12 protein-coding genes are annotated in these 14461 nt (G+C 68.4%); 9 read left to right on the top strand and 3 right to left on the bottom strand.

What is annotated here, in order from left to right; genetic code table 11:
* Positions 1-14: 14 nt before the first annotated feature.
* The 9 genes from gyrA to lapB all read left to right on the top strand — a co-directional run bounded on the left by gyrA (position 15) and on the right by lapB (position 11714).
* Positions 15-2663 (top strand): DNA gyrase subunit A, encoded by a 2649-nt coding sequence (gene gyrA, locus HA630_RS04415; protein WP_166832680.1) that lies wholly within the window; start codon positions 15-17, stop codon positions 2661-2663.
* A gap of 59 nt (positions 2664-2722) precedes the next feature.
* Positions 2723-3829: a 3-phosphoserine/phosphohydroxythreonine transaminase gene (gene serC / locus HA630_RS04420; protein WP_166832682.1), complete on the top strand. Its 1107-nt coding sequence runs from the start codon at positions 2723-2725 to the stop codon at positions 3827-3829.
* Between the two features lie 33 nt (positions 3830-3862).
* The gene (gene pheA, locus HA630_RS04425) at positions 3863-4978 is read left to right on the top strand and encodes a prephenate dehydratase (RefSeq protein ID WP_166832684.1); all 1116 of its coding nucleotides are present in this window, start codon (positions 3863-3865) and stop codon (positions 4976-4978) included.
* Between the two features lie 10 nt (positions 4979-4988).
* On the top strand, positions 4989-5894 hold the full coding sequence (locus tag HA630_RS04430; RefSeq protein ID WP_166832686.1) for a prephenate dehydrogenase/arogenate dehydrogenase family protein: 906 nt from the start codon (positions 4989-4991) through the stop codon (positions 5892-5894).
* A 53-nt stretch (positions 5895-5947) separates the two neighbouring features.
* Positions 5948-7993 carry a bifunctional 3-phosphoshikimate 1-carboxyvinyltransferase/cytidylate kinase gene (locus tag HA630_RS04435; protein WP_166832689.1) on the top strand — a complete coding sequence of 682 codons (2046 nt, stop codon included), beginning with the start codon at positions 5948-5950 and terminating at the stop codon, positions 7991-7993.
* A gap of 192 nt (positions 7994-8185) precedes the next feature.
* Complete coding sequence (gene rpsA / locus HA630_RS04440) at positions 8186-9862, top strand: 30S ribosomal protein S1 (RefSeq protein ID WP_166832691.1); 1677 nt, start codon at positions 8186-8188, stop codon at positions 9860-9862.
* Positions 9863-9935: 73 nt separating this feature from the next.
* Positions 9936-10232, top strand: a complete 297-nt coding sequence (locus HA630_RS04445) for an integration host factor subunit beta (RefSeq protein WP_166832692.1) — start codon at positions 9936-9938, stop codon at positions 10230-10232.
* 50 nt (positions 10233-10282) lie between these two features.
* Complete coding sequence (locus tag HA630_RS04450; protein WP_166832694.1) at positions 10283-10576, top strand: lipopolysaccharide assembly protein LapA domain-containing protein; 294 nt, start codon at positions 10283-10285, stop codon at positions 10574-10576.
* Entirely contained in the window at positions 10566-11714 is a 1149-nt protein-coding gene (gene lapB / locus HA630_RS04455; RefSeq protein ID WP_166832696.1) for a lipopolysaccharide assembly protein LapB, read from the top strand. The genes HA630_RS04450 and lapB overlap by 11 nt, the downstream gene beginning before the upstream one ends.
* A 4-nt stretch (positions 11715-11718) precedes the next feature.
* Here lapB and HA630_RS04460 read toward each other — a convergent pair whose 3' ends face one another.
* The 3 genes from HA630_RS04460 to pgk all read right to left on the bottom strand — a co-directional run.
* Positions 11719-12432, bottom strand: coding sequence for a Crp/Fnr family transcriptional regulator (locus tag HA630_RS04460; protein ID WP_166832698.1), 714 nt, complete (start codon positions 12430-12432; stop codon positions 11719-11721).
* 103 nt (positions 12433-12535) lie between these two features.
* Entirely contained in the window at positions 12536-13594 is a 1059-nt protein-coding gene (gene fba / locus HA630_RS04465; protein ID WP_166832700.1) for a class II fructose-bisphosphate aldolase, read from the bottom strand.
* Between the two features lie 49 nt (positions 13595-13643).
* On the bottom strand, positions 13644-14461 hold an 818-nt coding region (gene pgk, locus HA630_RS04470), incomplete at its 5' end, for a phosphoglycerate kinase (protein ID WP_166832702.1).

A 14461-nucleotide genomic window follows, 5' to 3' on the forward strand; every position in this document is an offset into this window, starting at 1 on the left:
CCAAGTCTGCGCCCATGACCTCTTTCGCCAAGGAAACCTTGCCCATCAGCCTCGAAGAGGAAATGCGCCGCAGCTACCTGGATTACGCCATGAGCGTGATCGTGGGCCGGGCCCTGCCCGATGCGCGCGATGGCCTGAAACCCGTGCACCGGCGCGTGCTGTACGCCATGCACGAGCTGAACAACGACTGGAACCGGCCCTACAAAAAGTCGGCCCGTATCGTCGGTGACGTGATCGGTAAATACCACCCGCACGGCGACAGTGCGGTGTACGACACCATCGTGCGCATGGCGCAGGACTTTTCGCTGCGCCACATGCTGGTGGACGGCCAGGGCAACTTCGGCTCGGTGGACGGCGACAGCGCGGCAGCGATGCGTTACACCGAAATCCGCCTGAGCAAGATCGCCCACGAGATGCTGGCCGACATTGACAAGGAAACCGTCGATTTCGGGCCCAACTACGACGGCAGCGAATCCGAGCCGCTGGTGCTGCCGGCGCGCCTGCCCAACCTGCTGATCAACGGCTCGGCCGGCATCGCGGTGGGCATGGCCACCAACATCCCGCCGCACAACCTCAACGAGGTGGTGGACGCCTGTCTGCACCTGCTCCAGCACCCGGAATCGACCATCGACGACCTGATGGAAATCGTGCCGGCGCCGGACTTCCCCACCGCGGGGCTGATCTACGGCATCACCGGCGTGAAAGACGGCTACCGCACCGGCCGCGGTCGGGTGGTGATGCGCGCCAAGTGCCACTTCGAGGACATCGACAAAGGCCAGCGCCAGGCCATCATCGTCGATGAAATTCCGTACCAGGTGAACAAGAAGACGCTGCTGGAACGCATTGCCGAGCTGGTGCACGAGAAGAAGATCGAAGGCATCAGCCACATCCAGGACGAGTCCGACAAGGACGGCATGCGGGTGGTGATCGAGCTGAAACGCGGCGAAGTGCCCGAGGTGGTGCTGAACAACCTGTACAAGCAGACGCAGTTGCAGGACACCTTCGGGATGAACATGGTGGCGCTGGTGGATGGCCAGCCCAAGCTGTGCAACCTGAAGGACCTGATCGACATCTTCCTGCAGCACCGCCGCGAAGTGGTGACGCGCCGCACGGTGTTCAACCTGCGCAAGGCGCGCGACCGCGGCCACGTGCTGGAAGGCTTGGCGGTGGCGCTGGCCAACATCGACGAGTTCATCCGCATCATCCGCGAAAGCCCCACGCCACCGGTGGCCAAGGCCGAGCTGATGACGCGCAGCTGGGACAGCCAGCTGGTGCGCCAGATGCTGACCCGCGCCAAGGAAGACGGCACCGTGGTGAACGCCGACGATTACCGCCCCGAAGGGCTGGAGCGCGAATTCGGCATGCAGGGCGACGGCCTGTACCGCCTGAGCGAAACCCAAGCGCAGGAAATCCTGCAGATGCGCCTGCAGCGCCTGACGGGCCTGGAGCAGGACAAGATCGTCGCCGAATACAAAGATGTGATGGCCGAGATCGACGACCTGCTCGACATCCTGTCCAAGCCCGAACGCGTGTCCACCATCATCGGCGAAGAGCTGACCGCCATCAAGGCCGAGTTCGGCCAGACCAAGCTGGGCGCGCGCCGCAGCGAAATCGAACACAGCGCGCAGGACCTGTCCACCGAGGACCTGATCACCCCGACCGACATGGTGGTGACGCTGAGCCACAGCGGCTACATCAAGAGCCAGCCGCTGAGCGAATACCGGGCGCAGAAGCGCGGCGGGCGCGGCAAGCAGGCCACCGCCACCAAGGAAGACGACTGGATCGACCAGCTCTTCATCGCCAACACGCACGACTACATCCTGTGCTTCAGCAACCGCGGCCGGCTGTACTGGCTCAAGGTGTGGGAAGTGCCAGCGGGTTCGCGCGGCTCGCGCGGTCGCCCCATCGTCAACATGTTCCCGCTGCAAGAAGGCGAGAAGATCAACGTGGTGCTGCCGCTGACCGGCGAGATGCGCAAGTTCCCGGACGACCGCTACGTGTTCATGGCCACGTCCATGGGCACGGTGAAGAAGACCGCGCTGGACGAATTCAGCAACCCGCGCAAGGCCGGCATCATCGCGGTGGACCTGGACGAAGGCGACTTTTTGATTGGCGCGGCGCTGACCGACGGCCAGCACGACGTGATGCTGTTCAGCGACGGCGGCAAAGCCGTCCGCTTCGATGAAAACGACGTGCGCCCCATGGGCCGCAACGCCCGTGGCGTGCGCGGCATGATGCTGGACGAGACCCAAAGCGTGATCGCCATGTTGGTGGCCGAGGACGAGCAGCAAAGCGTGCTCACCGCCACCCAGAACGGCTACGGCAAGCGCACCCCGATTGGCGAATACACCCGCCACGGCCGGGGCACCAAGGGCATGATCGCCATCCAGCAAAGCGAGCGCAACGGCAAGGTGGTGGCCGCCACCCTGGTGCATGCGGACGACGAGATCATGCTGATCACCGACACCGGCGTGTTGGTGCGCACCCGGGTCAGCGAAATCCGCGAACTGGGCCGGGCCACCCAGGGCGTGACGCTGATCAGCCTGGACGAAGGCGCGCAACTGAGCGGCCTGCAACGCATCGTGGAAAACGACGCGAATGTGGACTCGGGTGGCGAACGGGGCGAGGAAGCCGGCGACGCCCACGACACCGCCGCCGACTGACCCAGCACACCCCCGATGAACACCGCCGGGTGCTGCCCGGCCCCCACCACCGATTGCCCATGACCCGCCCGTACAATTTTTCTGCCGGCCCCGCCACCATGCCCGAGGCCGTGCTGCAACAGGCCGCCGCCGAGATGCTGGACTGGCACGGCAGCGGCATGGGCGTGATGGAAATGAGCCACAGGGGTAAGGAATTCATCTCGATTTACGAGCAGGCCGAAGCCGACCTGCGCGAGCTGCTGGCGGTGCCCGCGCACTACAAAATTCTGTTCATGCAGGGCGGCGGGCTGGCCGAAAACGCCATCGTGCCGCTGAACCTGTCGCGCGGCCAGCCGATGGACTTTGTGCTCACCGGCAGCTGGAGCCAGAAGTCGGCCAAGGAAGCGCAGAAATACGGCCAAGCCCGCACCGCGGCCAGCGGCCAGGCCAGCCAGTTCACCACCCTGCCCGCCCCCGGCACCTGGCAACTGGGCCGCGACGCCAGCTACGTGCACCTGTGCAGCAACGAGACCATCCACGGCGTCGAATTCCAGGAACTGCCGGACCTGAAAGCGCTGGGCTGCGACGCCCCGCTGGTGATCGATTTTTCCTCCAACGTGCTGTCCCGCCCGGTGGACTGGAAGCGCGTCGGCCTGGCCTTTGGCGGCGCGCAAAAGAACATCGGCCCGGCCGGCGTGACGCTGGTGGTGGTGCGCGAGGACCTGATCGGCCACGCCCTGCCCATCTGCCCCAGCGCCTTCGACTACAAGCTGGTGGCCGACAACGGCTCCATGTACAACACGCCACCCACCTACGGCATCTACATGGCCGGGCTGATCTTTCGGTGGCTCAAGGACCAGCGCGAAGGCGACAAGACCGGCGTGGCGGCCATGGAGGCGCGCAACACCGCCAAAGCCGCTTTGCTGTACGACTTCCTCGACCAATCGGCGTTTTACGAAAACCGCGTGGCCAAGGATTGCCGTTCGCGCATGAACATCCCCTTCTTTCTGAAGAACGAAAGCCGCAACGACGCCTTCCTGGCCGGTGCCAAGGCGCGCGGCCTGCTGCAGCTCAAGGGCCACAAATCGGTGGGCGGCATGCGCGCCAGCCTTTACAACGCGCTGCCCATCGAAGGCGTGCAGGCGCTGGTGGACTACCTGCGCGAATTCGAACAAACCCAGGCCTGACCGGCCCACCGCTGCCCCGGAGACACCCCCCACATGACCGAACCGAAACCGGCCACCGGCCCCGTGCAGAGCGAGGCGCTGGGTTCGCTGCGCGTGCAGATCGACGCCCTCGACCGGGAACTGCTGAGCCTGCTGAACCAGCGCGCCCGCGTGGCCGAGCAAGTCGGCGAAATCAAGCGCGCCGAAGGTTCGCCCTTCTTCCGCCCTGACCGTGTGGCCCAGGTGATCGACAAGATCCAGCAGGCCAACGAAGGGCCGCTGCTCAACCAGCACGTCGCCTCCATCTGGCGCGAAATCATGTCGGCTTGTCTGGCGCTGGAGGCACCGCAGCGGGTGGCGGTGCTGGGCCCGCAAGGCACCTTCTGCGAAGAGGCGGCCATCGAATACTTTGGCAGCGCCGCCAACCTGATCTACTGCGCCAACTTCGACGAGGTGTTCCATGCCACCGCCGCCGGTACCGCGCAGTACGGCGTGGTGGGCATGGAAAACTCCACCGAAGGCGTGGTGGCGCGCTCGCTGGACCTGTTCCTGCGTTCGCCGGTGCACGTGGTGGGCGAGGTGAGCCTGCTGATCCGCCACAACCTGCTGCGCCAGGTCAACAGCACCGACGGCATCGAGGTGGTGATGGCCCACCCCCAGGCACTGGCCCAGTGCCAGAACTGGCTCAGCGCCCACCTGCCCAACGCCGAGCGGCGCGCCGTCTCCAGCAACGCCGAAGGCGCCCGCCTGGCCGCCAGCCAACCGGCCTGGGCCGCGCTCGCCAGCGAACGCGCGGCCGCCCAGTTTGGGCTGCACATCGTCTCGCACGCCATCCAGGACGAGGCCTACAACCGCACCCGCTTCGCGGTGATCTGCCTGCCGCAGACCATGGCCATGCCGCCGGCCAGCGGCAAGGACTGCACCAGCATCGTGGTGTCGGTGCCCAACCGGCCCGGCGCGGTGCACGACCTGCTGGTGCCGCTGAAGCACAACGGGGTGTCCATGACGCGCTTCGAGTCGCGCCCCGCCAAGTCGGGCCAGTGGGAGTACTACTTCTACATCGACATCGCCGGGCACCCGTCGCAACCGCACGTGGCGGCCGCGCTGGAAGAGCTGAAAAGCCTGTGCGCCTTCTACAAGATCCTGGGCTCGTACCCGGTCTCCGACTGAGGCCCGGGCCATGTTCGAACAACTGGGACTGATCGGCTGCGGCCTCATGGGGGGCTCGTTCGCGCTCGCCCTCAAGCGCGCCGGCCTGGTCAAGCGGGTGGTGGGCTACAGCAAGTCGCCGAGCACGCTGCAGCGGGCCCGCGAACGGGGCGTGATCGACGTGGAGGCGCCGTCGGCCCTGCTGGCGGTGTCGGGCGCCGACCTGGTGCTGGTGGCGGTGCCGGTGGCCGCCACCGAGGACACCTTCAAGGCGATACGCCACCTGATCGGCCCACACACGCTGGTGATGGACGTGGGCTCCACCAAGGGCGACGTGGTGGCCGCGGCCCGCCGCGCCCTGAAAGACCACCTGCCCGGCTTTGTGCCGGCGCACCCGATCGCCGGCAAGGAAACCGCCGGGGTGGAGCACGCCGACGCGGCGCTCTACCGGGGCTGCCAAGTGGTGCTGACGCCGCTGCCCGAAACCGACCCGGCCCAGTTGCGCCAGGCCACCGCGGTGTGGACCGCCCTGGGCGCCCGCGTGCGCGAAATGTCGCCGCAAGACCACGACGCCGCCTACGCCACCGTCAGCCACCTGCCGCACCTGCTGGCCTTCGCGGCCATGAACGCCATCCAGGCCCAGCCCGAGGCAGCGCGCTTTCTCGCCCTGGCCGGTCCGGGCTTTCGCGACTTCACCCGCATCGCCGCCAGCGACCCCAGCGTCTGGCGCGACATTTTGCTGGCCAACCAGGCCGAGGTGCTGGCCCAGTCGCAGCATTTCCGCGCGGCGCTGGACGCGCTGGAAGCCACCATGCGCGAACCCGACCCGCTGGCGCTGCAGCGCCTGATCCGCCAGGCCAGCGAAGCCCGCAGCCGCTGGCCCGGTCCTGCCGCCCCGGCCGGCCGCCCCGCCGACACCGCCCAGGACGCGACCTGACCCCGACCCGGCGCGCCCGCGGCGCACCGGCCCCCACCCGCCACTGCCCGGCCATGTACCCGATTCCCTTTCTCGACCTTCCCCCCCTGCGCAGCGCCGGCGGCACGGTGCACCTGCCCGGCTCCAAGAGCATTTCCAACCGGGTGCTGCTGCTGGCCGCGCTGAGCGAGGGCGAGACCACCGTCCACGACCTGCTCGACTCCGACGACACACGGGTCATGCTCGACGCCCTGGACGCGCTGGGTTGCGGGGTGGAACGCCTGCCCGGCCAGGCCGTGAAGGTGCGCGGCCTGGCCGGGCAGTTGCCGGTGCGCCAGGCCCAGCTGTTCCTGGGCAACGCCGGCACCGCCATGCGCCCGCTGACCGCGGCCCTGGCCCTGCTGGCCAGCCAGCACGGCGGCCAATTCGAGCTCAGCGGCATCCCGCGCATGCACGAACGCCCGATCGGCGACCTGGTGGACGCCCTGCGCCAGCTGGGCTGCCCCGTGGCCTGCCTGGGCAACGAAGGCTACCCGCCGCTGCGGCTGGGCCAGGGCACACCGGTGCCGCTGGCGCTGGGCCGGACGATCCGCGTGCGCGGCGACGTTTCCAGCCAGTTCCTCACCGCCCTGCTGCTGGCCCTGCCGCTGGTGGCGCGGCACGACGTGCGCATCGAAGTGGTGGGCGAACTGATTTCCAAGCCCTACATCGAGATCACGCTGCAGCTGCTGGCCCGTTTTGGCGTGGACGTGCAGCGCGACGGTTGGGCCGCCTTCACCATCCCGGCCGGCAGCCGCTACCGTTCGCCGGGGAGCATCCACGTCGAGGCGGACGCTTCTTCCGCCAGCTACTTCATCGCCCTGGGCGCCCTGGCGCCGGCCAGCGCGGGGCACGACGGCATCACCGTGCAGGGTGTGGGGCTGGCCTCGATCCAGGGCGACATCCGCTTCGTCGAAGCCGCGCAGGCTATGGGCGCGCAGGTCAGCGGCTCGGCCAATGCGCTGCACATCCGGCGCGGCGCATGGCCGCTGCGGGCCATCGACCTGGACTGCAACCACATCCCCGACGCGGCCATGACGCTGGCGGTGATGGCGCTTTACGCCGACGGCCCCAGCACGCTGCGCAACATCGCCAGCTGGCGGGTGAAGGAAACCGACCGCATCGCCGCCATGGCCTGCGAGCTGCGCAAACTGGGCGCGCAGGTGGAGGAAGGCGCCGACTTCATCCGCGTCTGGCCGCTGGCGGCTGCCGGCTGGCGCGCCGCGTCCATCCACACCTACGACGACCACCGCGTGGCCATGTGCTTCTCGCTGGCGGCCTTCAACCCGGGCGGCGTGCCGGTGCGCATCGAAGACCCGAAGTGCGTGGCCAAGACCTTCCCCGACTACTTTGAGACCCTGTTCGGTGTCTGCCAGGCGGCGCCCGCGGCCATCCCGGTGATCTGCATCGACGGCCCGACCGCCTCGGGCAAGGGCACGCTGGCGGCGGCGGTGGCGCAGGCCCTGGGCTACAGCCTGCTGGACTCGGGCGTGCTGTACCGGCTGGTGGGCCTGGCGGCCGAACGCGCCGGCCTGGCCACCGACGAGGCCGCGCTGCGACAACCGGACAGCGCCGAGCGCCTGGGCACGCTGGCGCGCGAGCTGCCCGTGGCCTTTGCCGGCGACCGGGTGCTGCTCAACGGCGAGAACGTGAGCGACGCGGTGCGCACCGAGGCCGCCGGCATGGCCGCATCGCGCGTGTCCGCGGTGCCGGCGGTGCGCCAGGGCCTGCTTGAGCTGCAGCACCGCTGCCGCGCCCTGCCCGGTCTGGTGGCCGATGGGCGCGACATGGGCACCGTCATCTTCCCCGACGCACCGCTCAAGGTGTTCCTGACGGCCAGCGCCGCGCAACGCGCCGAACGGCGCCATAAGCAATTGATTTCCAAGGGCGTACCTGCTAAACTCGAAAACCTTTTGGCGGACCTCAGGGCCCGCGACCTGCGCGACACCTCGCGCCAGGACGCCCCTTTGAAGCCCGCCGAGGACGCGGTCCACCTCGACAACTCCGAGCAAACCATCGAGCAATCGGTGCAGCAGGTGTTGGCTTGGTGGGCGGCACGGCGCCCCTTCACGGGGGCGTGACCCCGGCCCCGCAAGGGGCCAACGAAACCGGCCCCGCAAGGGGCCATGGCCCCGACGGCCCCGCCGGATGTTTCTGAATCCGCAGGCCCGAGGGATCTCAACCTGCAACCCGTTTGGCCGCCAGGCCGAGCGCTTTTGTACTCGCCGCGCGCCAAACCTCCATTCAGCCGGGTGCGCGGTCTAGGAAATTACATGTCTGAATCTTTTGCCGCCCTGTTTGAAGAATCGCTGCAACGCGCCGAAATGCGCCCGGGCGAGGTCATCACCGCCGAAGTCGTTCGCGTCGAGCACAACCACGTGGTCGTCAACGCCGGCCTGAAGTCCGAAGCCTACGTGCCCATCGCAGAATTCAAGAACGACCAGGGCGAACTCGAAGTCCAAGTGGGTGACTTCGTGTCCGTGGCCGTGGAAGCCGTGGAAAACGGCTACGGCGACACCATTCTGTCGCGCGACAAGGCCAAGCGCCTGGCTTCCTGGATGGCCCTGGAAAAGGCCCTGGAATCCGGCGACTTCGTGACAGGCACCACCGGCACCAAGGTCAAGGGCGGCCTCAAGGTCATGGTCAACGGCATCAGCGCCTTCCTGCCGGGCTCGCTGGTGGACAGCCGTCCGACCAAGGACCTGACCCCGTACGAAAACAAGACCCTGGAATTCAAGGTCATCAAGCTGGACCGCAAGCGCAACAACGTGGTGCTGAGCCGCCGCGCCGTGGTCGAAGCCTCGATGGGCGAAGAGCGCGCCAAGCTGATGGAAACCCTGCGCGAAGGCGCCATCGTCAACGGCGTGGTCAAGAACATCACCGAATACGGTGCCTTCGTGGACCTGGGTGGCATCGACGGCCTGCTGCACATCACCGACATGGCCTGGCGCCGCGTGCGTCACCCGTCCGAGGTGGTGCAGGCCGGCCAGGAACTGACCGCCAAAGTGCTGAAGTTTGACGCCGAAAAGCAGCGCGTCAGCCTGGGCCTGAAGCAGATGGGCGACGACCCGTGGATGGGTGTGGCCCGCCGCTACCCGTCTGGCACCCGCATGTTCGGCAAGGTCACCAACATCGCCGACTACGGCGCGTTCGTGGAACTGGAGCCGGGCATCGAAGGCCTGGTGCACGTCTCCGAAATGGACTGGACCAACAAGAACGTGGCCCCGAACAAACTGGTGTCGCTGGGCGACGAAGTCGAAGTCATGGTCCTGGAGATCGACGAAGACAAGCGCCGCATCAGCCTGGGCATGAAGCAGTGCAAGGCCAACCCGTGGCACGAGTTCGCCGAGCAGACCAAGCGCGGCGACCGCGTGAAGGGCCCGATCAAGTCCATCACCGACTTCGGCGTGTTCGTGGGTCTGGCCGCCGGCATCGACGGTCTGGTGCACCTGTCCGACCTGTCCTGGAACGAAGCCGGCGAAACCGCCGTGCGCAACTTCAAGAAGGGCCAGGAAGTCGAAGCCATCGTGTTGGGCGTGGACGTCGAGCGCGAGCGCATCAGCCTGGGCATCAAGCAGCTGGACAGCGACCCCTTCACCACCTTCGTGTCGATCAACGACAAGGGCGCGACCGTGACCGGCAAGGTCAAGACCGTGGACGCCAAGGGCGCTGAAATCGACTTGGGCGAAGACATCGTCGGCTACCTGCGCGCTTCGGAAATCTCCCGAGACCGCGTGGAAGACGCCCGCAACGTGCTGAAGGAAGGCGACGAAGTGACCGCTGTGGTGGTGAACGTGGACCGCAAGACCCGCAACATCCAGCTGTCCGTCAAAGCCAAGGACATGGCCGAACAGCAAGAAGCCATGGCCAGCCTGAGCCAGAACTCCGGCAACGCCGGCACCACCAGCCTGGGCGCACTGCTGCGCGCCAAGCTGGACAACAACGGTTAATTCTTAACCGCTGCACTGGGGCCCGGTGCGCTGCGCGTCGGGCCCTTTTTCATGGTTTCAACCCGTCGATGACATGACCCGAAGCGATCTTGTGGAAGCGTTGGCGGCACGGTTTGCGCAACTGGGCCAGCGCGACGCCGAATGGGCGGTCAAGGCCATCCTGGAAGCGATGTCGGACGCCCTGGTGCGCGGTCAGCGCATCGAAATCCGCGGTTTCGGCAGCTTTTCGGTGAACCACCGGCCGCCGCGCCTCGGCCGCAACCCGCGTTCGGGCGAGAGCGTGGCCATTCCGGAAAAGCGGGTGCCGCACTTCAAGCCGGGCAAGGCCCTGCGCCAGTCGGTGGACCAGGCGACCGACCCCGCCGCCTGACCCCGCAGCGGCCATGGCCGCTACAATGTTCTCACCACTGGGGGGATTGTGTGAAGTACCTCGCGTGGCTGCTCAAGGCAGCCATTTTCTTTGTTGTGTTTGCGTTCGCCCTGAACAACCAGGACGGTGTGCGCCTGAACCTGCTGTTCGGCGCCCACTGGAACGCGCCCCTGGTGCTGGTGCTGCTGGCGGCGCTGACGCTGGGCGTGTTCCTGGGCATCGCGGTGATGCTGCCGTTGTGGCTGCGCGCCCGCCGTCAGGCCGCGCGCCAGGCCACCGAGGCGGCCCGCCCCACCGCCGGCGCCACGCCGGACACCCCCGACGCCCCACCCCATGGAATTTGATTTCACCTGGCTGCTCTGGGGCCTGCCACTGGCCTTTGCGCTGGGCTGGCTGGCCTCGCGCTTCGACCTGCGCCAGTGGCGGCTGGAGGGGCGCCAGGCGCCGCGCGCCTACTTCCGCGGCCTCAACCACCTGCTCAACGAACAGCAGGACCAGGCCATCGACGCCTTCATCGAGGCGGTGCAGCACGACCCGGACACCTCGGAGCTGCACTTTGCCCTGGGCAACCTGTTCCGCCGCCGCGGCGACTACGACCGCGCGGTACGGGTGCACGAGCACCTGCTGGCCCGCGGCGACCTGCCCGCCCGCGACCGCGACCGCGCCCAGCACGCCTTGGCGCAGGACTTCCTGAAGGCCGGGCTGCTGGACCGGGCCGAGGCCGCCCTGCTCCTGCTCGCCGGCACCGCGTTTGAAGCCGAGGCCCAGCTGGCCCTGCTGGCCATTTACGAACGCAGCCGCGACTGGGAGAAGGCCGCCACCACCGCCGCCCGGCTGGAAGGCAGCGCCCAGGGCACGTTCCGGCTGCGGCTGGCCCATTACCGCTGCGAACAGGCCCAGCAGCTGCGCGCGCAGGGCCACACCACCGAAGCCCTGGCCATGCTGGAAACGCTGGTGCAGCAGGTGCCGGAGTCGGCCCGGGCCTGGATCGTGCTGGCGGACATGCGGCAGTCGCTGGGCCACACGGCCGGTGGCTTGGAAGCGCTGGAGGCGCTGGGCCGCCACGCCCCCCAGCACCTGCCGCTGGTGGCGCACAACCTGGTGCAATGGGCCCGCGTGTGCCAGACCACCGACCGGGCCACGCAACTGCTGCTGGACTACCGCCAGAGTCACCTGCCCTCGCTCGACGTGACCCAGGCGTTGGCCAGCCTGCAGACCGACCCCGGCGCGGGCCGCCAGCTCTACCTGGAGCACCTGCAGCAGGAGCCGTCGCTGGTGGCGGCCGGTTTCTGGCTCAGTGGCTCCGGGTTTGGCCAGACCGAGGCCGAACAACTGGTGAAGCAGGCCATCGACCGGGCCAGCGAACCGCTCAAACGCTACCGCTGCGCCGCTTGCGGCTTCGAGGCCCGCCAGTACTTCTGGCACTGCCCCGGCTGCCAAGGCTGGGACACCTACCCGCCGAAGCGGGTCGAAGAGCTCTGAGGCCTCAAGCCGCCGAAGCGGGCTGCAGCCGGGTCTCGTCCAGCACCCGGTAGAGGCGGCCGGACTTGTCCAGCGGCTCGATGGCGCCCTCGCGCACCAGGGCGCTGATCTCGCGGCTGACGGTTTCCAGCTTGAGGTCCATCATCGCCCCCATGTCCTCGCGGGCAAACAGGGTGGTCACGCCCGGGTCGGTGGCGTGGCGCATTTTCAGGACAAAGTTGCCGACCCGCTGGCGCGCGGTGCCGAAGTTGATGGCCGCCAGCCAGTCGTCGGCCTCTTTCAGCGCCTGTTGCCACTTTTGCAGCAGGCGCCAGTGCAGGCGCGGCGAGTTCTGGCTCAGGCGGTGGATCACGTCGGTCGGGATGCGGCAGACGCTGACGTCGGTCATGGCCACGGCCTCGCTGTCGTAGCGGCCGGTGGCCAGCGCCTCCAGCCCCGCCACGTCGCCCGGGCGCAGCAGGCGCAGGATGCGTTGGCGCCCGTCGGGGGTGACGCGGATCAGCTTGATCAGGCCGCTGCGCAGGGTGTAGATGCCCGGCGCGTGCGCGCCTTCGTGGTAGAGGCTCTGGCCGGTGCGGTGACTGAGGTCGTCGATCGGCGCGTGGATCAGGCTGAAATCGTGCTCGTTCAGGTCGGAAAACAGCACCATGTCGCGGATGCCGCAGGCCTTGCAGTCGGCGGTCCCGCGCCAGGCGGATTCGGTTTTGATCGGGATCATGGCCCCCGCATTGTCGCGCGGACCGGGCCCGGCCGCCGCGGCCGGTCGCCAATGACCGGCATACCTGGGCAGGTATAAGGGCCGCCCCACCGGCTCAGGCCAGTCACGGCGCCAGTTCGCCCCGGTCGTAACGTTTCTGCATGGCGTCCAGGCTGAGCACCGGGCCGATGCGGGCGGCCATGCCCGCGCTGCCGAAGGCCTCGTAGCGGGCGGTGCAAATGGCCTGCATCGCTTGGGTGGCGGCCTGGTAAAACTTGCGCGGGTCGAAGTTCTGGCGGTGCTCGGCCAGGTGCTGGCGGATGGCGCCGGTGCTGGCCATGCGCAGGTCGGTGTCGATGTTGACCTTGCGCACCCCGTGCCGGATGCCTTCGACGATCTCATCGACCGGCACGCCGTAGGTGGCCCCCATGTCGCCACCGTAACGGTTGATGGTCGCCAGCCAGTCCTCCGGCACGCTGGAGCTGCCGTGCATCACCAGGTGGACGTTGGGGATGCGTGCGTGGATGGCGCGCACGCGGTCGATGCGCAGCACCTGCCCGGTGGGCTTGCTGCTGAATTTGTAGGCACCGTGGCTGGTGCCGATGGCGATCGCCAAGGCGTCGACCTGGGTTTTCTGCACGAAGTCGGCGGCCTCGTCGGGGTCGGTCAGCAGTTGGGTGTGGTCCAGGGCGCCCTCGGCACCGTGGCCGTCCTCCTCCCCGGCCTGGCCGGTTTCCAGGCTGCCCAGGCAGCCCAGTTCGCCCTCGACCGAAACGCCGCAGGCGTGGGCCAGGTCCACCACCTGGCGGGTCACTTGCACGTTGTAGTCGTAGCTGGCGGGGGTTTTGCCGTCGGCCAGCAGGCTGCCGTCCATCATCACCGAGCTGAAGCCCGACTGGAGGGCCCGGGCACAGACACCGGGCGAGGCGCCGTGGTCTTGGTGCATGCAGACGGGGAGGTACGGGTACATCTCGAGGGCGGCGGCGACCAGGTGGCGCAGGAAGGGCTCGCCGGCGTAGTTGCGGGCGCCGGCCGAGCCCTGCAGGATGACCGGGCTGTCGACCGCCGCGGCGGCCTGCATGATGGCCTGCACCTGCTCCATGTTGTTGACGTTGAAGGCGGGCACGCCGTAGCCGTGGTCGGCGGCGTGGTCCAGCAATTGACGCAGGGAAATGAGGGCCATGAGGGTCTCCGGTGGTGGCGGGCTAACGGGTTGAATCGACCGGGGGCGGTCAGGCAGCGGCCCGGCGGGCCAGCACCTCGAAGGCGGGCAGCGTCTGGCCTTCGAGCACCGCCAGAAAGGCGCCGCCGCCGGTGGAAATGCAGTCCACCCGGCGTTCGATGCCATAGCGGGCGATGGCGGCCAGGGTGTCGCCGCCCCCGGCGATGGAGTAGCCCGGCGACGCGGCAATGGCCAGCGCCAGGGTGCGGGTGCCGTGGCCGAAGGCGTCGAACTCGAACACGCCCACCGGGCCGTTCCAGACCACGGTGCCGGCGCCGTGCAGCAGCTGGGCCCAGCGGGCCGCGGTCTCGGGGCCGATGTCGAGGATGAGGTCGTCCGGGGCCACGTCGGCCACGGCCTTGACCGTGCCCACCGCCTCGGGCCCCAGGTGGGTGGCGGTGACCACGTCGCTGGGCATGGGCACCTCGGCGCCCCGGGCGCGCAGATGGGCCATGACGCGGCGCGCCTCCTCCACCAGCGCGGGTTCGGCCAGGCTGCGCCCCACCGGCAGGCCGGCGGCCAGCATGAAGGTGTTGGCGATGCCACCGCCCACGATCAGCCGGTCCACCTTGCGCGCCAGGCTCTGCAGGATGGTGAGCTTGGACGACACCTTGGAGCCGCCCACGATGGCCACCAGCGGGCTGCGCGGGGCCTGCAGGGCGCGGGCGATGGCGTCCATCTCGGCCGCGAGCAAGGGGCCGGCGCAGGCCACCGGCGCGGTTTCGGCCACACCGTAGGTGCTGGCCTCGGCGCGGTGGGCGGTGCCAAAGGCGTCGTGCACGAAGATGTCGCACATCTGCCCCAGGCGGGCCGACAGGTCGGGGCAGT

This window comes from Aquabacterium sp. A08, assembly GCF_011742065.1.